Source organism: Cyclobacterium amurskyense (genome assembly GCF_001050135.1).
GTDB lineage: Bacteria > Bacteroidota > Bacteroidia > Cytophagales > Cyclobacteriaceae > Cyclobacterium > Cyclobacterium amurskyense.
This window is the reverse complement of the sequence record NZ_CP012040.1, coordinates 3,447,165-3,472,438: the sequence shown is the minus strand read 5'-3', so window position 1 is coordinate 3,472,438 and position 25,274 is coordinate 3,447,165. Positions and strand designations below refer to the sequence as shown.

General features: G+C 38.9%; 22 protein-coding genes, 1 tRNA gene and 1 pseudogene. 9 read left to right on the top strand and 15 right to left on the bottom strand.

The genetic code is table 11. The features are described from left to right. On the top strand, positions 1 to 2,283 hold the full coding sequence (locus CA2015_RS14405; protein WP_048642531.1) for a GH92 family glycosyl hydrolase: 2,283 nt from the start codon (positions 1 to 3) through the stop codon (positions 2,281 to 2,283). Positions 2,284 to 2,404: 121 nt separating this feature from the next. Here the strand turns inward: CA2015_RS14405 and CA2015_RS14400 are convergent, their stop codons facing one another. From CA2015_RS14400 to CA2015_RS14375, 6 genes are all read right to left on the bottom strand, one after another. Continuing rightward, complete coding sequence (locus tag CA2015_RS14400) at positions 2,405 to 3,697, bottom strand: hypothetical protein (protein ID WP_048642530.1); 1,293 nt, start codon at positions 3,695 to 3,697, stop codon at positions 2,405 to 2,407. Between the two features lie 31 nt (positions 3,698 to 3,728). Next, on the bottom strand, positions 3,729 to 5,075 hold the full coding sequence (locus tag CA2015_RS14395) for a DegT/DnrJ/EryC1/StrS family aminotransferase (protein WP_048642529.1): 1,347 nt from the start codon (positions 5,073 to 5,075) through the stop codon (positions 3,729 to 3,731). A 191-nt stretch (positions 5,076 to 5,266) separates the two neighbouring features. Then, positions 5,267 to 6,196, bottom strand: coding sequence for a hypothetical protein (locus tag CA2015_RS14390; protein WP_048642528.1), 930 nt, complete (start codon positions 6,194 to 6,196; stop codon positions 5,267 to 5,269). Between the two features lie 227 nt (positions 6,197 to 6,423). Then, entirely contained in the window at positions 6,424 to 8,949 is a 2,526-nt protein-coding gene (locus CA2015_RS14385) for an ATP-dependent Clp protease ATP-binding subunit (protein WP_048642527.1), read from the bottom strand. Positions 8,950 to 9,040: 91 nt separating this feature from the next. Next, positions 9,041 to 9,670 (bottom strand): WbqC family protein, encoded by a 630-nt coding sequence (locus CA2015_RS14380; protein WP_048642526.1) that lies wholly within the window; start codon positions 9,668 to 9,670, stop codon positions 9,041 to 9,043. Positions 9,671 to 9,733: 63 nt separating this feature from the next. Beyond that, positions 9,734 to 10,363, bottom strand: coding sequence for an L-threonylcarbamoyladenylate synthase (locus CA2015_RS14375; RefSeq protein ID WP_048642525.1), 630 nt, complete (start codon positions 10,361 to 10,363; stop codon positions 9,734 to 9,736). A gap of 220 nt (positions 10,364 to 10,583) precedes the next feature. Here CA2015_RS14375 and mltG point away from each other — a divergent pair, with 220 nt between their 5' ends. From mltG to CA2015_RS14355, 4 genes are all read left to right on the top strand, one after another. Continuing rightward, entirely contained in the window at positions 10,584 to 11,633 is a 1,050-nt protein-coding gene (gene mltG / locus CA2015_RS14370) for an endolytic transglycosylase MltG (protein WP_048642524.1), read from the top strand. Beyond that, a complete protein-coding gene (locus CA2015_RS14365) occupies positions 11,634 to 12,050 on the top strand; it encodes an acyl-CoA thioesterase (RefSeq protein WP_048642523.1) in 417 nt (138 codons plus the stop codon). It begins immediately after the preceding gene. Continuing rightward, positions 12,047 to 13,003 carry a YihY/virulence factor BrkB family protein gene (locus tag CA2015_RS14360; RefSeq protein ID WP_048642522.1) on the top strand — a complete coding sequence of 319 codons (957 nt, stop codon included), beginning with the start codon at positions 12,047 to 12,049 and terminating at the stop codon, positions 13,001 to 13,003. Before CA2015_RS14365 ends, CA2015_RS14360 begins: the two co-directional genes overlap by 4 nt. Positions 13,004 to 13,169: 166 nt before the next feature. Beyond that, positions 13,170 to 13,254: transfer RNA gene (locus CA2015_RS14355), tRNA-Ser, on the top strand. A 402-nt stretch (positions 13,255 to 13,656) separates the two neighbouring features. On the opposite strand, the pseudogene CA2015_RS14350 reads toward CA2015_RS14355, so the two are convergent. The 6 genes and pseudogenes from CA2015_RS14350 to CA2015_RS14325 form a co-directional block, all read right to left on the bottom strand. After that, a pseudogene (locus CA2015_RS14350) lies at positions 13,657 to 13,937 on the bottom strand (IS1634 family transposase); the annotation flags it as partial. A gap of 66 nt (positions 13,938 to 14,003) precedes the next feature. Beyond that, complete coding sequence (locus tag CA2015_RS14345) at positions 14,004 to 14,330, bottom strand: JAB domain-containing protein (protein ID WP_048642520.1); 327 nt, start codon at positions 14,328 to 14,330, stop codon at positions 14,004 to 14,006. Positions 14,331 to 14,668: 338 nt separating this feature from the next. After that, complete coding sequence (locus CA2015_RS14340; protein ID WP_048642519.1) at positions 14,669 to 15,025, bottom strand: DUF2513 domain-containing protein; 357 nt, start codon at positions 15,023 to 15,025, stop codon at positions 14,669 to 14,671. Positions 15,026 to 15,257: 232 nt separating this feature from the next. Further along, positions 15,258 to 16,817: an RNA-binding domain-containing protein gene (locus CA2015_RS14335; protein ID WP_084011792.1), complete on the bottom strand. Its 1,560-nt coding sequence runs from the start codon at positions 16,815 to 16,817 to the stop codon at positions 15,258 to 15,260. A gap of 186 nt (positions 16,818 to 17,003) precedes the next feature. Continuing rightward, complete coding sequence (locus CA2015_RS14330; RefSeq protein WP_048642518.1) at positions 17,004 to 17,492, bottom strand: hypothetical protein; 489 nt, start codon at positions 17,490 to 17,492, stop codon at positions 17,004 to 17,006. A gap of 64 nt (positions 17,493 to 17,556) precedes the next feature. Then, complete coding sequence (locus tag CA2015_RS14325; protein ID WP_048642517.1) at positions 17,557 to 17,976, bottom strand: hypothetical protein; 420 nt, start codon at positions 17,974 to 17,976, stop codon at positions 17,557 to 17,559. A gap of 533 nt (positions 17,977 to 18,509) precedes the next feature. Here CA2015_RS14325 and CA2015_RS14320 point away from each other — a divergent pair. Continuing rightward, positions 18,510 to 18,959 (top strand): hypothetical protein, encoded by a 450-nt coding sequence (locus CA2015_RS14320; RefSeq protein ID WP_048642516.1) that lies wholly within the window; start codon positions 18,510 to 18,512, stop codon positions 18,957 to 18,959. A gap of 215 nt (positions 18,960 to 19,174) precedes the next feature. Here CA2015_RS14320 and CA2015_RS14315 read toward each other — a convergent pair whose 3' ends face one another. Further along, positions 19,175 to 19,756 carry a hypothetical protein gene (locus CA2015_RS14315; RefSeq protein WP_157470480.1) on the bottom strand — a complete coding sequence of 194 codons (582 nt, stop codon included), beginning with the start codon at positions 19,754 to 19,756 and terminating at the stop codon, positions 19,175 to 19,177. A 345-nt stretch (positions 19,757 to 20,101) separates the two neighbouring features. Then, positions 20,102 to 21,460, bottom strand: a complete 1,359-nt coding sequence (locus CA2015_RS14310; RefSeq protein ID WP_048642514.1) for a sulfatase family protein — start codon at positions 21,458 to 21,460, stop codon at positions 20,102 to 20,104. A 415-nt stretch (positions 21,461 to 21,875) separates the two neighbouring features. Here CA2015_RS14310 and CA2015_RS14305 point away from each other — a divergent pair, with 415 nt between their 5' ends. The 3 genes from CA2015_RS14305 to CA2015_RS14295 all read left to right on the top strand — a co-directional run bounded on the left by CA2015_RS14305 (position 21,876) and on the right by CA2015_RS14295 (position 23,441). Further along, the gene (locus CA2015_RS14305; RefSeq protein WP_048642513.1) at positions 21,876 to 22,295 is read left to right on the top strand and encodes a DUF3052 family protein; all 420 of its coding nucleotides are present in this window, start codon (positions 21,876 to 21,878) and stop codon (positions 22,293 to 22,295) included. A 126-nt stretch (positions 22,296 to 22,421) separates the two neighbouring features. Further along, positions 22,422 to 22,739: a hypothetical protein gene (locus tag CA2015_RS14300; protein WP_048642512.1), complete on the top strand. Its 318-nt coding sequence runs from the start codon at positions 22,422 to 22,424 to the stop codon at positions 22,737 to 22,739. A 348-nt stretch (positions 22,740 to 23,087) separates the two neighbouring features. Further along, on the top strand, positions 23,088 to 23,441 hold the full coding sequence (locus CA2015_RS14295; protein ID WP_048642511.1) for a hypothetical protein: 354 nt from the start codon (positions 23,088 to 23,090) through the stop codon (positions 23,439 to 23,441). A gap of 69 nt (positions 23,442 to 23,510) precedes the next feature. Here the strand turns inward: CA2015_RS14295 and CA2015_RS14290 are convergent, their stop codons facing one another. Further along, positions 23,511 to 25,100, bottom strand: coding sequence for a sialidase family protein (locus tag CA2015_RS14290; RefSeq protein ID WP_169786482.1), 1,590 nt, complete (start codon positions 25,098 to 25,100; stop codon positions 23,511 to 23,513). Positions 25,101 to 25,274: the final 174 nt, after the last annotated feature.

Below are 25,274 nucleotides of genomic sequence, written 5' to 3'. Positions count from 1 at the left end.
ATGATAAAAAATATCTTCAGACTATTTGCTTTGCTATTGGTACTCCCATCGATGGCATTTCAGGCAAAAAAGGACCCAAAACCCGTTGATCAAGTTTACCCACTTTTGGATGCTGCAAATTCAAGGTGGTTTTACTTTAGTGCTGCCACCCGTCCCTTTGGGATGGTCAATTTAAGCCCTGACCATACAATAGATGGCGCTTGGGGCAGTGGCTATCGTTACAATGAGGACACCGTAAAAGGGTTCAGCCATATCCATGCCTGGCAAATGTCTGGTGTATCTGTAATGCCGGTGAGTTTCTCCAAAACTCCAGAGGAGTTATTGGAGGATTATTACTCTGCTTATGACAGAGACAAAGAATTAATTAAACCCGGTTATCATAAGGTTTATTTAAATCGCTATGACATTACCGCAGAATTAACTGCCACGCACAGGGTAGGTCTTCACAAATACAATTTCTCAAAAGGCAGCAATCAGGCAGTCCTTTTTCATCTTGACGGGGTTTTAGGACCTAGTAAAATGATAGATGGCAGCCTGAAGCAGCTTTCTCCCTATATTTTGGAAGGACAAGTTACCAATTCTCCTACTTCAAGGAGACCCAATACTTTGACCGTCTATTTTCAGGTAGAGTTTGATCAGCCAATTGAAAACTGGGTTGACAACAATCAATCGCCTCATAAAATAGTGACTTTTGGTGAAAGCAAAGGTCAACCTTTACAAATGAAGGTGGCACTATCCTATACGAGCGCTGAAAACGCGGCCCTCAATATGGCCGAAGAACTTCCTCACTGGAATTTTGACAAAGTTGTAAAAGAGACTCAGGACACTTGGAATGAACTCTTAGGCAGAATAGAGATAGAAGGCAATACGGAGACCCAGCAAAGGCGTTTTTATACTGATTTATGGAAAGCACTGCAAGGCAGAAGGACAATAAATGATGTCAATGGCGCCTATCCAGACAATACTGGAGACACCTTCAGAATTGGACAATTACCTGTAAATGACCAAGGAAAACCCTTGTTCAGACATTTTAACTCAGATTCTTTTTGGGGGGCACAGTGGACCATTAGTGTCTTATGGGGCTTGGTATACCCTGAGATAGCAGAAGAGTTTGCCAATAGCTTCCTTCAATATTACAAAGATGGTGGATTGATCCCACGTGGTCCTTCAGGGGGTAATTATACCTATGTAATGACTGGTGCCTCAAGCACACCGTTTTTTGTGGGATTGTATCAAAAAGGAATTCGTGGTTTTGATGTGGATTTGGCCTATGAAGGCCTTCGTAAAAACCACCTATCAGGAGGCATGATGAGCAGGTCTGGCTATGAGCACAAAACGGATAAGGGAGGCAATGTAGAAGACTATATCAGCAAAGGATATGTGCCCTACCCCAATCCAAGAGGTCGCTTTGGAGGTCATGAACAAGGCGCAGGGCAAACTTTAGAGTACAGTTATCAAGACTGGACTTTGGCACAGTTGGCGCTTGCCTTGGGCAAAAAAGAGGATGCAGAAAACTTTTTGGCACGTTCTGCCAATTACAAGAACCTCTATGATGAACAAACAGGCTGGATTAGACCTAAGGACGTGGATGGAAACTGGTTTAGTCCATTTGACCCATATAACTATGCAAAAGGCTATGTGGAAGCAAATGGTGCTCAGTTTACCTGGTTTGTACCTCACGATATTGCAGGCTTGGCCACGCTTATGGGCGGAAAAGAAAAAGCTGCAGCTCGACTGAATGAACAATTTGAAGAAGCCGAGAAACTAGGTTTTACTTCTGGCACCTCTCATTCACTTGAAACACATCCAGAGTACAGGAGGATTCCTATTAATTACGGCAATCAACCTTCCATGCAAACGGCCTACATTTTCAATTACCTGGATCGGCCTGACCTGACCCAATATTGGTCAAGAAAAGTTTTGGACAAAGCCTTTTCAGGATTATCTCCTGAAAGTGGCTTTAATGGAGATGAAGATCAGGGACTAATGGGTTCACTCTCTGTTTTGATGAAACTAGGATTGTTCCAGATGAATGCCGGGACAGAAGAAAATCCTATTTATGAATTGGGAAGCCCAATTTTCAACAAGGCAGTCATCCACCTTAACCCTAAATATTACTCAGGTAAATCCATTACAATTCTGGCCGAAAACAACGGTCCGAAAAATTATTTCATCTCCAAAAAGACCTTTAATGGCAAACCAATCAAGGACATTGGTATTCGCCATGGAGATTTAACCAAAGGAGGTATTTTAAAACTTCAAATGAGTTCAAAATCCAAATAAATAAAAAAGGGGCCTAAGTTTGGCCCCCTTTTTTATTACCCGGATAATGCAATTGCGCTTTACTGATTCTCCACTCATCTTGTTTCCAAGTGAAATAGAAGTGCTATTGCCTAATAAGAATTTATTTTTTAGGATAGTGAATTTTCACCAAATCCTGAATTTCTCCCCAAGGTTTTTGCATCCTTGCCATGGTAAAGACATTTGCATCTTTGTCTATGGCAATGGCATTCACATAGGTAGGAATGCTACCATCCTCATAAAATGCCGGACCATGGTCGGTATAAGTATTGGTAGGCAGGTGATAAGTTACCAAATGCAAGTTCTCCAGATTTTTGGCCGCTCCTTTGGCTATCTGCTTGGTTCCATCATTTGGTGGCCTATCAGTCAAAGGACCTCCAGTAAGGTAATACAAGGTCTCTTTATCTGGTCCTAAATCAAAACCTAAATAGCCATAACTGAATTGGTCATACATGCCCATTCGCTTGGATGGAAGGGAGGACAACCTTTCTATTAGTTCAATTTTTGAATTTTTGGGATCGAATTTAAAAAGGTAATTGGAGTTTCCATGAATACCATAAGCGACATTGTCTTCATCATGCCAGAATATTCTTCTCCAGTTATACCCCATATTGCCAGGTACTTTTGGGTCATAGCTTCCGAAAAAATCCCTTCTCATATTAACATCTTCTAATTTAGCAGGTCCATCCATGCTATTAGGACTGTAGCAAAAGATATTCCCATCAGAAGTCGTATAATAGACATTGCCATTTTCAGGGCTAACCAATATAGACCTGCACAAGACCCTATAGTCTTCACCAACTACTCCTGCTTCACCTTTTTCAGAGATTGGCCCAAAGTTTTTCAACTCACTGGTATTCAAATCCAGATGCAAGAAATTCCCGCTTGGCCAAGTGAGGGCATAAATTTGATTCCTTTCGGTATCCATGGTCATGGTAAGCACTCCTTCACCATCAGGTACGATAGCAAGGTCTTCCATCACCTTATTCTCCATATCCCAGCTTAGAAAATGACCTCCAAGGTAGTTCTCTACACCCTCCATAGGGTTGACAGGAAGTCTCTCCATGTCATCGATCATTTCATACACACCGATATGAGTACCGAAATACAATTTGCCATCTTTTTCAAAAAAGGGAACATGGCTTTTTCCTTGCGGAATAGTATTGCTATCTATTTCACCACAAGCCTCAGAAAGGTCTGCTAACCACTCAATCTTATCAGTCTCCGGATCAAGACTATAAAGTTGACCCGCTTTTGTAAGCGACTCAGATGACAAAACATAATAAATTTTCCCATCAGAGGCACTGCTTAATGCCTGGTAGGTATCATGGGCTATTTCAAAACCTGAATAATAAGGTTGGGCCAATAGCCCCTTGTTTTTAGTATTTGATTCCAATTGTATAGTTGGTTTTATTTATGGTAATAATTTATCCTTTATAGTTAAGTAATTCCTCAGCATTCTCATGGATTTTCATAATGGCATTGGCTATGTCATCCATATCAGACTGGCTGCCTAATAACATACTCTGCGAAAGCCAAACAGCCTCCTCATTGCACAATTTATCGGTTATTGGGCATTGGTTATTGGCTACGTAATTGTCGAAATCCAATTCATTTGCCTGGTACATTCTTCGGTAATTTTTTGAAGTAAATGCATCCTTTAAATACAATTTATCATTTAGCGGAATGTAACCACTTGAGCAAGGAATTCCTTCAGCTCTTAAGGCCTTTAGGAAAACATCTCTCGAAAGCCCTTTAAAGCCTTCACTATGAAATCTAAAAGGGAAAAGGTGAAAGACTGCACGAGTCACATTGGGATACAGCACATAAGTACTAAGCCCTGAAACTCCTTCTAATTTCTGCTTAAGGTAAGATGCATTTGTTTCCCTCAATTGGGTTTCACTATCCAGCCTTTGCAATTGACTTAAGCCGATGGCTGCCTGGTATTCGGTAAGCCGAATCTTTGTCCCCGCTATAACGGCACCTTGATTGACGGCTCCTACCAAAGAGCCATAAGCATAACCATAATTATGGTAGGAAAAACACCTGTCCATAAAATCATCATCATCACTTACAATGGCTCCACCTTCACCCATAGGTAAATTCTTGGAGTTTTGAAAACTAAAACATCCAGCGAGTCCAAATGTACCTACTTTCTTGTGGTTTATTTCTGCCAACCAACCCTGGCAAGCATCTTCGATAACCACGAGGTCATTTTCTTTGGCTATGGCCATAATACTGTCCATATCTGCAGGTAAACCTAAAATATGTACTGGTAAAATAGCTTTGGTTCTACTGGTAATTTTCTTCCTTATTTCAACTGGGTCGATTTGAAATGTTTCAGGGTCAGAATCTACAAATACTGGCATAGCACCCGTCTGCAAAATGGCTGCAACGCTGGCAATAAAAGTATAAGAAGAAACCAAAACCTCATCTCCTCCACCTATGTCTGCCTGCACTAATGCGGCTATTAGCGCATTGGTACCGTTAACGACAGTTAGACACCTTTTAGATCCTATGGTATTTGCCCATTTATCCTCAAACTCTTTTACTACTCCGGATCTGGACCAAACCCCACTCCTCAACACTTCCAGAACTCTAGACTCATCTGTGTCAGGATTCCACCTTGGCCAAGACGGCCATGAAGCAGTTCTTACAGGTTTACCTCCCATAAGTGCGGGTTTTACCTCCGGTTGGATGAAGTTAAACCCCATCAATGCTCCTGTACCAACAAGGGCATTGGTTTTTACAAAATCTCTTCTCGTGTATTTCATGATTAGATGGCTTTAATAGTGAAATTATGCAAAAACAAGGAGAAAACCTGATCTAAGCAGGTAAAGGTTAAAAAAAAGACCACAATCATGCTTATCCAGCTAAAATGAAAAAGGGGTTAATCGTAGATTGCAAGGCATAATTCCTCATGTTTAGTAAAAACACAATTGACTGATAAACAGATAATAGACACTTATTTATCAACTACTGCCCTGTCATACCTATACAAGACTGGATTTACCCTTAATTTTTTCTCGCTTAATGTAAAATAAGTATTTCCTTCTGGTGAAAATGCTATGGCCTCACCTTGTGGTTCAGGCTCATAAGGAAGTAAAGTGGCCTTCCCTGACAATGTTTGTTCCAATGTTTCACCTTCTGTTCTCTCCCAGTAATAAACTACCCAATAATTTTTTATAAGCACCTGTGAACCATCGGCAGAAACATCCCCTCCTACCGAAAGCGTAATAGGCAATTGCATTACTTTTTCTAATTCAACAGTATGCCCATCCTTCAGCAAATCCCCTGCAGCCTTATAAAGTGTGTTTTTTGCTTCTCTTTTAGTTAGAATAAATAAATCTCCGCTGATGGGATCTACCAGTAAAGTCTCAGTATCTTTTGGCCCATCAGGGAAAATCAGCTTAATGATTTCTGGTGAAACGGTCATCTCTTTTTCCAAGCTCTCCGGCTCAGGAATCCTGTATATGATCAACCCCTCAAATTTTCCGAAATTGTCACCAATATCTCCAATATACAAATAGGATTTCCCCTCTTCTGGCCCTGGTCCAATAGCCAAATCTTCCCAGTCACGATTCTCCACCCCTTCCAACCTTATGGTTCCAAGAAAAGTACCTAAAGTATCCAAAATATAAACCTCAGGCTCACCACCACTATCATTGTGAACGTAAATCCAAGATGGGTTTTTTCTGGAAACAGCCATTCCGCTGGTTTCTTCAATAAACTCCTCGCCAATCAGTGCTACTTTTTTAGGCCCAGTAAAATAGGTGTAGGCTATCTGTGGATTGATCTTCATATCATATTTTTTCTGAAGTTTTTCAGAAAGTAAAAATGGTATGATGGAAAGTATAAAAAATAGCTTTAATAGCATTTCAATAAAAAAACTCATTTTAGCGTATTATTAAGCATATGACACAAACTAAACAAGACAACTCACTCTATCCGTCTAATCAACTATTGGCATCGAATGGTTACGGATAGCAATAAATATTAACTCTTTGCAGCTAAAAAAAGTTCATGTTCAGGCAACTACAGGCTCTGTCCCTAAAAAGATCTAACCATAAAAAAGGACAGTGATAAACACTGTCCTTTTACTATTTTAATCCAAAACTGGTTTTAGTCAGCTTTTTCTTTTTTGTTTACTTTAATCTCCAGCTCCTCACCTTCACCGGAATAATCTGCAAGGATAACATCCCCTTCAGACAATTCTCCTTTCAGGATTTCCTCAGCCAAAGCATCTTCAAGGTACTTTTGAATCGCTCTGTTCAATGGCCTTGCACCGTATTGTTTGTCATAGCCTTTCTCGGAAAGGAAATCTTTTGCTTTCTCAGAAAGTTCAATGGTATAACCCAAATCAGTAATTCTGGCAAACAACTTCGTTAAACTGATATCTATAATTTTATGGATATGCTCCTTGTTCAACGAATTAAAGATGACCACATCATCCAACCTGTTCAAAAACTCAGGGCTAAATGCTTTTTTAAGGGCATTCTGAATAGTAGACTTCATCACCTCATCCATATTCTCTTCCTTGGCCTTGGATGCAAAACCTATACCTGCGCCGAAGTCTTTAAGATCCCGTACACCAATATTGGATGTCATGATGATAATGGTATTTCTGAAATCGACTCTTCTACCAAGCCCATCGGTTAACACACCATCGTCAAGCACCTGCAAAAGGATATTGAATACATCAGGATGCGCTTTTTCTATCTCATCTAATAAGACTACAGAATAAGGTTTTCTTCTGACTTTTTCAGTCAATTGACCACCTTCTTCGTATCCCACATAGCCTGGAGGCGCTCCTACCAAACGAGAAACACTGAATTTCTCCATGTATTCAGACATGTCAATTCTCACTAGAGAATCGTCCTTGTCAAACAAGTAAGTAGCCAACATTTTAGCTAATTCTGTTTTCCCTACCCCCGTAGGTCCAAGGAAGACAAAAGAACCAATAGGCTTCTTAGGATCTTTCAGTCCTACCCTAGTACGTTGTATGGCCTTGGTTAACTTTTTAATGGCTTCATCCTGACCTACCACTTTACCTTTCAGTTCCTCGCCCATATTGAGCAACTTGGCGCCTTCATTCTGAGCTATTCTTCTGGCAGGTATACCTGTCATCATTGCAATCACCTCAGCTACATTGTCTTCTTCAACAGCATAACGTTTGGTTTTACTTTCTTCTTCCCACTTGGCCTTGGCGTTTTCCAATTGCTCAAGAAGCTTTTTCTCTTTGTCTCTAAGTTGAGCAGCCTCTTCGTATTTTTGGCTTTTAACTACTCGGTTTTTCTCGACTTTTATCTTTTCTACCTCGTCTTCGAGTTTTAGAATATTTTCAGGAACGTGAATGTTTTTGATATGCACCCTTGCACCTGCTTCATCTAAAATATCGATTGCCTTATCTGGAAGAAAACGATCAGAAATGTATCTATCTGAAAGATTAACACATGCATTAATGGCCTCCGGCGTATAAATTACATTGTGATGATCTTCGTATTTATCCTTGATATTTTCTAAGATTTGAATGGTTTCTTCAGGAGAGGTAGCATCTACCATCACCATCTGAAATCTTCTGGCCAAAGCCCCATCTTTTTCAATATACTGTCTGTATTCGTCCAAAGTCGTCGCTCCTATACATTGAATTTCTCCCCTTGCCAATGCAGGTTTGAACATATTGGATGCGTCTAGGGAACCACTGGCTCCACCAGCTCCTACGATAGTATGTAGCTCATCTATAAACAAGATGACATTTGGAGATTTTTCAAGCTCGTTCATTACGGCTTTCATTCTTTCTTCAAATTGACCTCTGTATTTTGTTCCTGCCACTAAAGAGGCAAGATCAAGGGTCACTACTCTTTTATTGAACAGTACACGAGAAACTTTCTTCTGTATAATCCTAAGAGCTAAACCTTCTGCAATGGCTGTTTTACCAACTCCAGGTTCTCCTATTAATATAGGATTATTTTTCTTTCTCCTGGAAAGTATTTGAGCCACCCTTTCTATCTCCTTCTCTCTTCCAATGATTGGGTCCAGTTTATCTTCTTCGGCCATACGTGTAAGGTCTCTACCGAAATTATCCAAAACAGGAGTTCTGGATTTTTCTGTAGTTCCTTTTGCACTGCCTGAGGAGCCACCTGAAGCCCCAAATAATTTGGATCCTTCTTCATCAGGATCATCGGCCTCTGTACCTGATCTAGGCGTTTGGTCCGTTTGAAATTCCAACATTTCTTTTACAGTATCGTAAGTAGCGTCAAATTTTTGGAGAATCTGAGTTGCGATATTGTCCTCATCCCTTAGTATTGACAGCAACAAATGCTCAGTACCTATTAGTTGGCTTTTGAAAATTTTTGCTTCCAGATAAGTGATTTTCAACACTTTTTCTGACTGTCTAGTTAAGGGTATATTGGCCAGGTTTTTCACATTGTGATTGGCTGTACCCTTTACTGCTCGCTCCACGGCGTTTCTCAACTCATCCAACGGAACACCCAACTTCTTTAGAATGGAAACAGCTACACCTTCACCTTCACGGATCATTCCTAACAAGAGGTGCTCTGTACCGATGTAATCATGACCCAAGCGCAAAGCTTCTTCGCGGCTAAGAGAGATCACCTCTTTTACTCTGTTTGAAAATTTTGCTTCCATTATATATATCCTTTCTTATGGTAATATTTCAATTCTCAATTTAATACAAATGAATTTGTTTTTAAACACAACTTTTTCACTTATTGTTCAATTACTTTCGGGAAAGGTTCAAAACTTCGTTAGCTGCCGGCCCCTCACAAAACAACAAATCCACAATAGACAGGTTAGAAACAAAGTTTGGGCCAAAAATTTGCATGTAAGGATAAGGCTTATACACCAAATCACTGCTTGTCAACAACTTAGGGTGAATAATCCCTCTTAAGTCATTTTTTTGGTCACCTTCCTCTTCCTTTTCCTTTACTACCAAACTGACATTCCATCGTAAAAATTTAAGACAAAGTGTCAGTAAATCTAAATTTAAATCTATCAAAAAATTTGGCTTGCGCAAATAAATTTGCTCTAAATCGTCATAAAAATACTCAAAAAATGGGGATTTCCCATAGGCACTTTTTATCCCTCTCAGGTGAACGTTCAACCATTTTTGATGATAATCTATTTTAACGTCTTTTAAGGCAAGCTTTTTCCTTAATCCATGTACTGGAACTATTAAGGTTTCCCTTTTATTTGTAAGCAGAATCTCTGCCTTATTCACGTAAGACTGCCTACTAAGTTTTGCATCTGCATGCACATGTACTTTATCAGCACCACTAATTGCTACAAAATAGGCCAAAGGTGGCAAATAGAGCAAATCAGTTGTCATTACCTTACTTTCACTGGTCATCTTTCTCTGTTTCCCGAAAGTTAGTCCCAAGAAATGCTAGAGGCAAAGGAAATAGAGAAATTATCAGATTATTTCAGAAATATCTCCCAGGCCTTCCCTTACTACTTCAATTTGATCACCTGAACAATCAACAACTGTTGAGGCTACATTATTGCCATATCCCCCGTCAATGACTACATCTACGAGGTCTTTGTATTTTTCATAAATCAGCTCAGGATCTGTACTGTATTCTATTACATCATCCTCATCCCGGATTGAGGTGGTTAGTATAGGCTGACCAAGTTCCTTTACTAGCAATCGGGGAATACTGTGATCAGGCACTCTTATTCCTACTGTTTTTTTCTTACTATTAAGCAATTTTGGCACCTTATTGTTTGCTGCCAAAATAAAAGTATAGGGTCCCGGAAGTGCCTTTTTCATTAATTTAAATACCGGAGTACTCAGTGTTCTGGTATATTCAGAAATATTACTTAGGTCATAACATATAAACGAGAAATGCTCCTTTTTAGGTTTCACTCCTTTTATCAGACCAATTCTTTCTATTGCTTTTTGATTGAATATATCACAACCCATACCGTACACTGTGTCTGTAGGATATATGATTACTCCCCCTCTCCGAAGGACGTCTATAATCTGACTAATTTTTCGTGGGTCAGGATTTTCAGGATACAACTTTATGAATACAGCCGCCATAATTTACTTTATTTCAGCTTTGAACAGGCCAATACACTGTTTATAATTACGGTTAAATTAAGATAATTATACCGCAAATTAAAAGCCAAGTATCATTTTTAGAGGTATTTTATTTTCCATAAAAAGCAAGTGGCTGATTTAATAGTATATTTGCATCATTAAATAAACCTAAAGCGAGTTCATTTTAAGGCCTCAATTGGCCGGATAGTCAATATTTACAATGCTTACAGACAAAAAAAAGAAGTACATTTTGGTAGGGTTAGTAGCTTTTTCGGTACTGCTAACCTCCCTTAGTTTTTATTTTTATCAGGCATTCTTTTCCCCCAATATCCTGATATACAGTGATGAGCCTGCAGTATTGGAAATTCCAAAAGGCAGTACCTTTTCTCAGGTTAGAGACAATTTGCTGGACAAAGACATCGTAAACGAAGTGGTTACCTTCAGTTTTGTGGCCAAAGTGATGAACTACTCTGAAGGAGGAGTCAAGCCCGGTCGTTATATCATTGAACCTAAACTCACAAACCGGCAACTTGTAAGCCTTCTGCGCTCAGGAAGACAAACCCCTGTTAACATAACTTTCAATAATATCCGGTTAAAAGATGAATTGGCAGAGAAAATCACCAGTAATCTAGAAATGGACAAGGAAGTTTTTCTCTCATTAATTGAGGACGAAAGTCTAATAGAGAAATACGGCTTTGACAAGCAGACCATCATGGCCATGTTCCTTCCCAATACCTATGAGGTTTATTGGAATGTCAGCCCTCAGGAACTGTTCGAAAGAATGTACAAGGAATACAAAAGGTATTGGACAGATGAAAGACTGGCCAAGGCAAAAGAGATAAACATGAGTCCCCTAGAGGTAGCGACATTGGCCTCCATCGTTCAATCGGAAACCAATAAGGCAGACGAGCGACCGGTAGTTGCCGGTGTGTACATCAATAGGTTAAAGAGAGGTATTCCCTTGCAGGCTGACCCGACCTTGCTGTTCGCCTTAAAGGACTTTACCATCAAGCGGGTACTTAACATACACAAAGAAGTAGAAAGCCCCTACAATACCTACAAATACGCAGGTTTGCCTCCGGGACCTATAGTGTTACCGGAAATAAGTTCACTAAATGCTGTGCTGAACTACCAAACCCACAACTATTTGTACTTCTGCGCTAAGGAGGATTTTTCTGGCTACCATTCCTTCGCCACCAATCTGAGGGACCATATGGTCAATGCCAGACGTTATCAAAATGCATTAAACGCAGCAAAAATTTTCAAATAAATGTTTACAAAAGAACACCAGATCAGAGTAAGGTATGCTGAAACAGACCAAATGGGTTATGTTTATTATGGCAACTATGCGACCTATTACGAAGTAGGGAGGGTCGAAGCCCTTAGGAGCGTTGGCTATTCCTACCGGGAAATGGAAGAAAGTGGTGTAATGATGCCTGTATTAGAAAACCATAGCCGTTACCTATTACCGGGGAGGTACGATGAAAATTTGACCATAAAAACCAGTATTAGGGAAATGCCAGGCGTTCGTATCCGCTTCCATTATGAAATATTTAATGAAAGCAAGGTATTGATCCATGAGGGAGAGACTTTACTCACTTTCCTAAAAACAACTTCTCACAGACCATGCCGGCCACCTGCAAGGTTTATGGAACTATTACAACCCTATTTCAAGACAGAAGTGTGAAAGATAGGATTAACATTCTTTTAGAGAAGCTAAGCAACAAGGCACTACTCCTTAAGCCTATTCATTTTGGCAATCCTGATCAAAATCTTTATGATGTAGGAAAAATTTTCCTACATCATCTTCAAAAGGATGATGTGTTTGAAAGAGCAAGCGCCATGGCTTTTAGCTTTACTGTGGCACTCTTCCCCATGCTTATTTTCCTACTGAATATGATTCCATTTATTCAGTTCTTTTTGCATGATGTCACAACAGCCAACATACTTGTTTTTGTAAGTGAGGTATTGCCGGAAAGCATTTACAACGAGGCTGCCCCAACTATCATGGACATCATAAGCAAACCAAGACAAGGCATGCTTTCTCTGGGTTTCTTCTTTGCACTTTACTTGTCCACAAATGGGGTAATATCCATGATGAATGCCTTCAATGCAGTGTATCGAACCCGGGAATACAGGGGATTCTTTCAAACCCGGTTGATTTCGGTAAGCATTGTGATGGTTTTAATCCTCAGTGTTTGTGGAGCGGTGCTTGTCATGATTTTGGGTAGTGAATTGTTGTATAAAATTTCAGAGTTTGAATTTGTCTCTAATAATATCTATTATTATTTACTGGCTTTTTTCAGGTTTTTCGTTTTACTGATCTTATTTATCATAACCAATGCTTATATATTCAGGTTTGCTCCGGCGGTAAGTAAAAAGTGGAAGTTTTTCTCTACCGGCTCTGTGGTTTCAGGTTTACTAATCACCTTGGGTTTTTTCCTATTTTCTTATTACCTGACCAATTTTGCCAGCTACAATAAATTGTATGGTTCCATAGGTACCATGTTGGCCTTGATGTTATGGCTTTGGATCACATCTATATTGGTTTTGGTTGGATTTGAAATCAATGTTAGCCTACAAAAAGCGGCAAACAAAAAGTCGCATAAAAAAACAAGTCCTTCACTTTCAAAAAATTAGCATTTTTCGCAAAAATTTTACCCCTCCAGCATTTGCTTTAATTAGAATTAGAACTACCTTTGCCTTCCGATTCACATCAAAAGAGATGTAATCAAAAATTAAAGAATAAAAGGCTTGTATTTAATTCAATGAATTAACAAGTTTTATTAAAGCATCAGACCCAACTAGAGGAGTGGCAGAGTGGTCGAATGCGGCGGTCTTGAAAACCGTTGTACCGCGAGGTACCGGGGGTTCGAATCCCTCCTCCTCTGCACAAAATAGCTAGGCAAATTGCCTGGCTATTTTTTTTGAGTCGTCGGGAGCCACCCTGCAGGCTGGCCCCACGCTAAAACAGTCCACTGGACTGTTTTTTAACGCTCGATCCTCTCCTTCTCTGCTAAACAAAACCATAACTACCTAAAGTCTCTATAGTTACTTTTTTTTCTGTAATACGCGATGGGACACCTAGCTAAGTTTTCATGATAGCTGTGATAAATTTTTGGTGTTCACCTGTTTGTTTTAAAAGTATTGTGGTGTAGGTTTTAGACTCTGGCAATACACTCTTATCTGATAAATCTTTATTATTAGTTCTAAAGCCTTATTTGCTGAAAATGAAAGTTTCTTTATTTTAAAATCCTGCCAGATAATTAAAGTTTCCAACTTAAATTCCAGATTGACCTGTCCAAGGATCTTATAAGGGATGACCAATTCTTTAAGAATGTTGAAAATTGTGGTCAGATTTGGGGCGAGGCTAATGTTCTTTGCTCTGGTAAAAAATGGTTACCTGCCCTCTAAGCCGATCAATTTCTGATCTGGCTTCTCGTTCCATAGTATCCAACTCACTTCCATCCGAAGAACAACCCATAGTCTTAACAACTTTGTTGATCCTACCTACTTTTTGAATAATTTGTACACTAAAACTACCACTTGCATTTCTTTTTCGCCTGATAAACATAGGTTAAAAATATACTGAGACACCCATTATTGCAAATTTTCGATACTGAAAAACAGAATTAAAATTTTAAACTAAAAAGCACCCGCACAAACCAGAAAAAAGGAATGGTTTCATGCAATTGTAAACATCCTGAGAACAGTTGATTTTGATTTTTTTATCCGGTTGTTCAAACATCCTTCTTCTACCCAATTCAAATGAAGTTACCATAGCCGTGGCCCTGGCATATTCAATTCCTTCTATTTTCAGCCATTTTTCCATGTCCCACTTGGCCAATTCAGATAGTTTATTGTTTGCTAGGGCAAGAATCTCCCGAGCTTTGTCGACTTGAATGTTGGCTATAGCGGCGATGATATGATAGTCTGTCATGGCAGATTTTCCCTGGTTATAAAGCATCTCTGGGGGTTCTGATAATAAATTAAAACGTTTCACAATGTGCTTACCGAGGGCACTGGAGGGCTAAATGAATGATGCGCAGGGGAGTTTTTCACTAAGCACCGGATAAAGCATCTCAGTCATTCCCTTCCTATTATGCCGTAGTTCCTTGGAACATTTCAGACAGTCAAACCAGATGCAGGTGAAAAAATAGCCCATACCTTTGGTAAGTCATTTGTTTGGCATTTTGCGTCTTTAACACCTAATAATTAGAATAAAAGGGGAACAATTTTTTTTCCTTCTTGCCGGATGATGCCGAATTTAAGATAGAGTAACTCTCTACATTTCAATAAAATATTTCACATTAACTCTACTTTTATCCACGAAAACAATAACTCCTTCAACACGGAAAATGGGACATCCGTGCCTTTGGATATCACGTTCTTCTTCAACTTTGCCCATGCGGTATCATTTTTTAATGCACCTAAAAATTCATGGCCCTCCCAGGTTAAAGCCGTTGGATAATAGTATTCTCCTGAATTATTGTTAAGCACTTTTGCCTCTATCAACTCTCCTTGCCACAATAATTTTAAGTGATAGTAGAATTCATGTTTTTCAACATTTTCCACGAAAACAGTGTTTTTGGGTTTGAATGGATCGGTATCCTCCTCCATCCGGAGCAGGATTTTTTTTATTAATTCCAAATCTCTTTTCATTTTCTATAGAAATTTAAATCCAATTTGAGTGCATTTCTTGCCCCATTTTACGGTACAGTTTTTTGGGTCAATTCCAACAAAACTATTCATTTTCAATTCTGCAAAATTTGTTCAAGTCAATTTTCAACAAGCTATTGACTTAATCGTCGAACTGAGTCCAATTCAATTTATGTGATTTGACTATATTTCAACTGCCTCACCGAACCTAGTACTTACCACTTTACTTTCGAAATCACTTAGGCCTTGAAAGAATCAGCCTCCAATATCCCCTGGTCCCTCCTACCCTCTCTAAAACACCTTTCTCCTTAAGGGTATTTACATGTTCTTTAGCGGTGTAGTAGTTTATCTCTAACTTTTCAGAAATTGTCTTTACTGAAACCTTTGGATCTTTTGCTATCAATTGTACGATCCCTTTTTGCTTCTCTGGCAAACCGATTGTGACGGGTATTGTGTCGGGTTCATCTCCGGATTGGGGGGGGATTAGGGGGGGTATATGGGGGGGTATTTGGGGGGGTATCTCCCTCTTCTCAATCTCTTCCAAAAACCAAGGATGAATGGGAACATTTACCTGAAAGAAACTCCGTTCCTCATCTGTGATAAAGTCCGGCATGGGAGAGCCATTGACTTTCATTACCTTACGGATGGTAGGAATTCCTGTTGCTTTGCCTTCTGTTAAATCCAGTTCCTTAAGAAAATCCCCTAAGCGCCTGTTTCGGTACCTGCGGGGAAAAACGCTGCTTTTTTGAAATTCAGTTAACTTAATACTCCTATCCGGTCCTCCATAGTTGATCACCATTACCTTTTCCGGATAAATCCGGATTTCTACTGGTTCCCGGGTTTGGTATTCTCTATGATAAAGCGAATTGGCTATTACCTCTTCAAATGCCTCATAAGGGTAATTCCAAACACGCAAAGATTCGGACTGCCCCTTAATTTTTCGGGTCATCTGTTTCAGTACATTGATCTTAAGGTAATCCATGGTGCGATTGATCATGTAATCCACCGGACCAGAAATATAAGGTGCCTCAAAAAACTCCGGATCCGCTTCACCCTTGGGGAAATGCACAATCTCAACCCGGGAGTAAGGGAAATACTTTTCAGGATTTTCGGTAAACATCATCAAGGCTACATTCCTGGGATGTAGTCTTTCCGGTGGACCATAAAGCAATTGCATCTGGGAAAGCAGTTGTTCCTTTGAAAGGGTTTCCATGGAGGCCAAAAGTTTACTTTCTACTTTTTTCAGATAATCCCGCACCAGGGTCAGCGAAACTTCATCGAAGCTAACCTGTGTGTTTGGTCTGTCATCATAAGGTGTTTTTCCACTCTGGGAGATTAGCTCTTCCCTTTGGTTTTTATTTACCCTGACCGAGCTGGACCCATAACGTATGTAGTAATAATACTTTTTATCCTTCGCCTTAATTTCAGCCGGAACTTCGTATGGCCTGTTGTCTCCCGCAAAGGCCCATATGACAAGTATATGCTTGCCCTGAATTTCTTCAACGCTGATTTTGGGATGATAGGCAGGATTAATCAGATTATTCATCTGGATCATTTCTCTTTGAATGCCATCGAGTTCTTCACCACTTAATCCTGCAGGAGGTAATAGTGGTCTGCCATTTTCCTCTTCAATTCCCACAATAATATAGCCACCACCAATATCATCGAAATCATTGGCAAAAGCGCAGATGGATCGGTAGATGGGGCCAGGGTTCCAGCCCTTCTTGTATTCTATGCGTTCGGATTCCACTGCCCGCCCATTGATCAGATCCAATATATTAATAGGTAATGCCAAATCAATTCTATTTAAAAATTTAAGTTTGGAATTTTGAAAGAAATCCTACTGCCTCAGTTTACTAAGGTTTTACTTTTTCTTTTACTCGAAATATACCTCTTGTTTGAGGTAAAATTGAGTTTCCTACCCCCAATTACATTTTCTCACAATCTCTAAAAATAAAACCAAAAATTTAAATTTACTTACTTAAAACCTCACCACCTCACTCAAAGCCTCCGAAACTTCCCCTACCAGTCTAGCGGTATATTGGAAAGCCTGAACTTCTGTATTGTCTCCAAAAACCTTGATAGTAGCACTTAAATCATCGAAGTCTTCATCGGGAATATCACCTGTGTGGACAACATTAAAATTAAACCCGAGAGTATGAACAGGCTCTTCTGATTCAACTACAAGCTCGGAAAAGTTGGAAGTGGTGGAAAGGTTAAAGGTATTGGCCTCATCGATGACTTGGGTCCATTCAAGGTCGTTTGGTTGAAGGATGGATGCACTGACAAAATCGCTTTGGCCTTGGTAGAGGGAGTGGACTCCGAAATTAATGAGGTACTGTTCCACACTTCCTTCAAAAGCAATTTCTATTCGGGCTGTTTTTTCAATTATGGGTGCCTCCTCAGTGTCATTGTTGCAAGCGATTGTTAAAAAAATGAAGATGTTAACCAATAAACTCTTAATAAGCATTTATCAAATATTCATAAAGATGTTGATAAATTGCCAATCTATCTTCAAACCTATTTTAGCTACCTTAAGCCAACCAGGGATTTTCAAGAAATTGATCAAAGTGGTCTTCTTTTTTTACGATTAATGCCATGTCCTTGCCATCCTCATTTAGTGGACTGAAGGCATAATCGTAGCAGATGAAATAGACAAGGTTAGCAGGAGCAGGGGACCGATATACTCCAGACAAAAACCGGTAATTATAGCCCATGGCATCAAGTACTTCTTTACTTACGGTTGCCTTGCCAACAGGGCAAAGTGTTTTCAATATCCGGCGGTTTTTTCTGATAATGCTGTTTACCTTTTGGATCTGCTTGTCATCTGCACGTTTAGTCTGATTGTTATAGCTATTGCGACAATAATCATTACAGTATTTTTTGTCCAATCTTCCAGTAATTGGCTTGGCACAGTGCAAGCATTTTTTGGTTTCGGGTTTTTCTATTTCCATTTTGGTCAAAATCACTTGTCTGTAAATCTAATCAATATTATCCATTTATTTAAATGCTTATAAACGACTAAATCTGATTTTAAAATGTTTAGAGCAATGATAGTATATTTATTGCCATTTTATATTTTAGACTTTTCAGAGCGTATTTCGAGGTAGGAATACAGGTTTACACCTAAGTTTCAAATAAAATTAAGTAGAAATCGATTGGGTATTTCTCCGAAACACTTAATTTAATAATGGCTAACAAGAGAAACTTTTACTTTATTCTTAATACCACATGATGCCGATAATAGGAGTCTCCAGCCTTGAGGAAATTTGAACAAAATGAACCCTAAAGGACGATAGACAACCTAATGCCTGATGGGAAAACTTCCCCGAAAAAAAATCAGGGCAGACTAAGAAAATTCAGGAAACGCTATTGAAATACTGGGTTAAAATAAAATGACAGGATCAAATAAACGTTCGAAGGATTGATTTTTATACAAAGCTAAAACCATAAATATTTAATAAATGAATTTTTCAAAAATCATCTTTTGCTGCTTTTTAGTCCAGTGCTTTTTGCTCAAGAGTCAATAGACAAGGTGAAAAGTATTAATGGTCTTGAACTTGGCGCCTCACTTGAAAGTCTTAAAAGAAATTTAGAAGCCGGAATACAGGAAGGAATTTATCAAGGCCATCCCTTGAGAATTATTAATGGCGTAGAAGCCCATGACCTGAGGTTGATTTATTTATCCGGTCTGTTATATAAATGTCGATGGACATTTAACAAACGTGACCTACCCAATATGGAAAGTGGGTTCAAAGACTTCATCAATTTCTTTAATAAAAAATTCGGTCCTCCTACCGAAAAGATCTTTAATGATACCTTTATCTGGGAGGGAGATATCAATAGGCTCACCATAAGTTTTTTTGATGGAAGCATACAAGTTGAATGGAGGGACAATCTTTCCGATAAAAAAGCACCTCAACTCACTCAGGATTGATCAAATCTCAGAACAAATAAAAAAAATTAAGGATCGGAAAAACTAGTAAAATTAGGTGGAAACTTATACTTAGCTAAAAAACTGCTTTAAAGTCCATTTGTGATGGTCTTAGCAATTGAATTCATTTACTATGCGGAAGACACTAATTTGGTATGAATTAAAGAAGGCAGGTTTGATTTAGGAACCTGCCTTCTTTAAATTAGGCTCAGGCTTTATTAAAAACCGAAAGTATAGAATGCGCCAATTCCTGCAACATTTCCTCCTTCTTCCATGTTTAATAAATAGGAAACCCTTAATCCTACTGGAATGCCGTTAATTAAGGCACGAACACCTCCATTAAGAACAGGTCCTGAAGCTTTATTGGTAGAGACACCATCAAAATCACTTCCACCACCTAATCTGTTAATACCATAACCTACGCCAGCATAACCCCCTACTGAAGACCTGGTATCAGCATGGGCTCCGTGGCCAAAGTTTATTTCGGCAACTACAGGTAAATCCAATGCAAAGGATGCGCTCCCTGTACTGGTGTCAGCACTGAATCCCAAACCCAAGTGTGTACCAACAGAGACAGTCATTTCTTCACCTAATTCAACCACATTAATTCTTGGAGAATACAATATGGCAGGAGAGCCAATCGTAGAGGTGGACTCAGAATATTCAGTTATGATGGTAGAAGTACTTACATAGTAAGCTGCTCCTAAAGAATGGGAGAAAGAAACTTGCCCTAAAGAAACTTTAGGAAGTGCAATAAAGACAAGGGCTATAGCAGCCAAAAGTAATGTTTTTTTCATCATGAAAACGATTAAATAATTTTAACAAAAATGTCCTTTTAAATATTTAGTCAAAGGTAAATGAAATAATTTAAAAATCATAAAAATGTAATTCAAATATATAAAAAAGTATTTAAAAACAATTAATTCGTTTTAAGCCCACTTTTAAATTGATAATTTCATGATTTATTCGTAAGGAATTCCCTGTATAAACACAGCCGAATAGACCTAAAAAGATAAAGACATAACAAAACATTAAATTTTTAGTCTGAAAACCAAACAATTATCAAATTCTAATTGGTGCAAAATAGAGTTCCACGCAAATCGTAGAAGTTCAGGAAGGATTTAATTGAGGGAAATTCATTCCTGTTATTTTACTGACTGCTTTAAGTTGCGAAGGCTCGTTCGTAAGTTCTTGACTTTCCTGGCATAACCTGGAGAGTTAACAACATTAACGGTTTCATTGGGATCATTCTTCAAATCATATAATACCTCGTAATCATGTTCTGGATAATAAATGTACTTGATGTCTTTTCGGATTACAGCCTGAGATTTCAGGAGTTGCGGGCTCCCCAAGAATTCATGCTCGTAGAAAAACTCCTTTCTATCTAATCTTTTTTTGTTGGACGAAATCATCTCCAACAGGTCGATTCCCTGCATGCACTTTGGTATTTCAAGATCAGCTAATTTTAATATGGTGGGGCCCAGATCTATATTCAATGCGATTTTCTCCGTTGCCTTTCCATTAGATTCAAGGTTTCTTGGATCATATATAATTAATGGAACCCTGATGGATGCTTCGAAGGGATACCATTTCCCCATCAACCCATGTTCGCCTAAAGAGAAACCGTGGTCACTGGTATAGATGACAATCGTATTTTCATCTATACCTAGCTCTTTTAGTTTTTGCATGATTGTACCTACGGCATCGTCCAGGCCGGTTACCATGCGGTAATAATTCTTTGCATTTTTTTGAAAAAGCTCAGCACTTGAAAAGAAACCTTGCCATCTAGACCTGGCGATATTTTTATCGGTTCGGAAAAAATCAGGGAAATTATCCCAGTACTCAGGGGCCACGGTCTCCGGAAAAGGGATCTCGATATTTTCATACAAAGGAAGGTACCGTTCCTGAACATCATAAGTTGCAGGTTTATCTTTAGTAGGATCAATCTCATGTGCGGCAGAAAAACCGAGAGACAAGAAAAAAGGCGCCTCCGATTGGTACTTATCGAGGTAATTTACCGCTTTCTGTACAATATTGTCTGTTTGGTGCAGGCCTGAGGTTGTTCGCCATGGGATTTTACTGTCCCAATGATCAAAGTGCGACACAGGAGGATTTTTCCCTATGCCCCAATTGCCAATAAGACTGATCTTATACCCTCCTTTTTTGAGTACCAATGGATAGGTTTCCAACAAAGCCTCTTCGGAAAAATCCGTGGCAAAATCCTCTATTCCATGACGGGACATGTATTGTCCAGTAAAGAAACTGGCCCTGCTTCCGGTACAGATTGCGGTCGTGACATAAGCATTTTCAAACCTTACTCCCTCTTGAGCCAATTGGTTTAGATGAGGCGTCTGCACAAAAGAATTCCCAGCCACTCCTAAGGCCTCTGAACGATGACTATCGGAAATAATAAAAATAATATTGGGTTGTTTCTCCTGCCCAAATCCAGACAGTGTAACTACTAGAAATAACAAGCCCGTTATAACAAACCTTGTTTTACTCATTTTTTCGAATCTTAATGAATTAATTTATGGTACCCATTCAGGAATGAGTAAACGGATAAAGCTTTACACTTATATCTTGGGACGTAAATTACCACTTTATTTTAGCTTCTTTTTGGTTTCAATGTAATTGAGATTTTTTTACTCTGCTTAGACTTCAGTTTTACCACATATAGACTGCATTCGCAAATTCTTCTAAAGGGTGAAATACCAAACCAAAGTAATTTACTTCCAAAAACAGGTATTTCTTCTCTATATAAAAAACAATACCACCGATTGATTTATGGTCAGAATTTCATAAATTGATACTTGAAAAAAACCCTCAATGCAAGACACTTGGTCCAATTTCAGGCGTTAATGAGGATTATCTAGGGTATAAATGATTGCTGTGGACGAGCTAAAGTAAATACATTATCCTATGAATACATCAGGCTACTCCGGCACTCCCCTTGCAAAAAAGCTAGGCATTAAAGATGGCTTCAAAATAAAAATTGTGAACGGCCCAGATTATTATTTTAACCTGTTTACAGATTTCCCTTCAAACACGCATGCCATATTGGATTTAAACACTAAAAAGGATTTTATACATGTTTTTGCCAAAGAAGAGGCTGAACTCAATAATATCATCAATCAATTGAGTCAGGAAATCGAACAAAATGGAATTATATGGATCTCATGGCCTAAAAAATCGTCAAAAGTAGAAACAGATCTTAATGGAAATAAAGTAAGGAAAATAGGATTGGAGACCGGCCTTGTGGACATAAAAGTTTGCGCAATAGATGAGATTTGGTCCGGACTAAAATTTGTAATACCGGTTAAGAACAGAAATAAAGAATAAAAGCCAGAGCACTAACATGATTTGTTTATACTAGCCACATAAAACCAGAACTTTATCTCAAAAGAAAAATGCCGATTCCCAGTGCCAATCAAAAACCTCAATGGCCTCAATAAAACCTAAAATAAAATGGCAAAAAACAAGTTTAGCGGAAAATTGGGAGAATTGATTGCAAGGGCAGAGAATGGAAATGCTGAAGATGTAGACTATATAATAAGCCATTTGACTGAAGAATCCAGTTTGGCAATGACCCGATATGTAGACTTTGCTTTAAGTTTAGTTGAAAATGAAATGGGGGTTTTACGTCTGGAGTATTATTTATTTAATGGGACGCTTATTCAGCGCAATTATTGTGGCTTGTTTTTTAATAGGAGATTGGATTATGACCTTGTGGACCGAGCATTTAATGCAGGAGCAATAGACGAAATTCAAGCCTTCTCCAGATAATAAATTTCATTTAACCCGGATTATGTAATAGAATTTCTCCGCCCTGACAATGTCAGGGGTGAAGCCTGTCCCGTGTTTACGGGAAGTGTTGCAATTGCAAGAAAATCAGGCTGTTTGGAGATTTTTGCATAGCACCGCTATGGTGAAATTGAAAACAGCAACGAAGTGGCTGATTTTAAAGCGATTTCAGCACGTAATAGAATGTCTATTGCATATTTCGGGTTTAATACGCTGAGAGCAGAAATAGCCAAAACATGAGCTGTTTTTTATCGAAGGAAAAACAAAGATTAAAAGAAGAGGTTGGTAATTTTAAACTGACAAAAAACGATTTAAAATATTTACGGATAGTTGGTCGAAAGTAGTAATAATGACATTGTGTCAAGGTATCCATTCAATGACAAGGACATCACCAAACATTGTATTATTAATTATGCGCATAAATCTGTCACCTATCAAAATCCAGACAACAACAATTTAGCAATTGATATCATTATTTCCATGTCAAAATTTTACCTGGAGAATGCTGTTAGCAACACCAGCCAATGGTTTTACCGAACAATAAAATTCCTAACCTTAATTGATGATATAAAATTGCATAAAATAGATATGAGAGAGGTTTTGCGAAAAAAATCAATTGTTGAGCTAGACTTATTCATTAACAACCAATTGGTAGGGCATTCATTTGGTGCATCAATAGCGTAGTTAAACCTCAAAGAAATTAAGCAAATAACAAAACAGCTGAGGCCTATGATTAAAGTTCAACCCTCAGCATTATTTCCCTCTAAAAACCACTGGAATCACCTCTTTTTTTCTAGGGAAGCTACTCCCCGACTTGATTCTTAAGTAATTCAACCCCATAAAAGTGGCCCTATCCGAATTAAAAGTAGCTAATAAATCCTCCCCGCTAAAAACCTGGAGCTGAGCATCAGAGGCAGCAAGGTTCCATTTCATTTTTAGTAATACCTCTTCCGAAACCTTCTTTTTATCCAAATACTCCGACAAGTCAAAATTAAACATTGACGCAGAAAAGGCCTCCGAATCTGCGGGTGCCGAAAAATGATCTGTCAAAGCAAAACCTAAATCATACAATTCATTAACAGACAAAGGCCCAATTTGAATACTGCCCTCTTTGCTTGCTGGGAAGTTTATAACCACATCCTCATGGGATAAAGATGAAAACACCAATGTATCTCCATGTGATTTATCCATTTCTTTTCCTATGGCTAATGGTAAGTCTTTCTGAGCAGCATCTAAAGAAAGGTATTTTACCTGACTTTTCTCTTCCAGCCAATCGGGCTCCAGGATATAAATTGCCTTGGATTCTCCCTGACCTGAAACCAATAAAACCCTTCCCTCTTCAATCTCTATGGCAGATGAATAGGCTGTACCTCTATCACCCTTTTCGGGAACTTCCGCATGCTCTAAGGCTACTTCCCTATTGCCTTCCCATGTCAAGCCATCATCCCCACTGATAGCAGCATGAAGCACTTCTCTTCCTCCCATTGCATAAGAATTGGGTTTATCATAACGCTGGCAACTGTTAAAGAACACAATCAATCTACCATCCTTTAGCCGCAGTGCTGAAGAAGGAGAATCTGAGGAGATAAAGGATGTTGGCCTGGCTTTCTCCCAGGTTTCTCCTCCATCGTTTGAAAAAGATTGGTACAATACCCCATGTGTAGTTCTAATCAACATCCAAATTTCACCATTTCGCATTTCCACTAGTTCCGGCTCAATGCCTCCATATCGAGTAGTTTTGGTATTGTCTATTTCAATTTCTATTGGTTTTTTTGAGATATCCCAGGATTTACCATCATCATCAGAATACATGGATACAATATTGTTCCACCCATAATCCACCTCTCCATTTTGGGGGGCTTTTTCCCTTTCAGGAACTGCCCTGGAAAAAGCCAACAGCAACCTTCCGCTCTTTAGCTTTATCAAGCCTCGGATTGCCCCCACATACCCATTGTATATCTTAAACGGTTCTCCCCATTCCCCATTTACTCTTCTATTGACCCAAAGATCCAAGTGCCTACCTCGGTATCCATTTTCCCCTTTACCAAAAATATGAAAAACGGAGATCAAGTCATTATTGCTACTATGAACCATTTGTAAGGCATAATATGCTTGTCCTGGCAAAGCAAACTCTTCCTTTGCTTCACTCAACCCTTCCCCTGTCCAATCCATGGACATTATCTTGTCTGCATTTCCCGGACGATTGACATAAAATAGCCGAGGAATCCCTTCATCATTGAGCCATACAGCCTCATTGGCAGGTGATTTACTGATTTTCTCAGGGGAAAAATCCCCACTAAAATCGAGGACCAAGAAACTTGTTCCTATTAAAAAAATAATCATTGAAATGGCTTTAGGATAGTTAGGCATAGAAAGATTTAGTCAGGCTGGATTCTTAATTTGAATTTGCACCTAATTTCTCCTACAAAAAAGAAATGCACAACTAAATTGGTATAGATGGGGAGGTGGATCCAATTTTAACCTATTTTATGTCCTATTAAATAAGAACCGATTGTT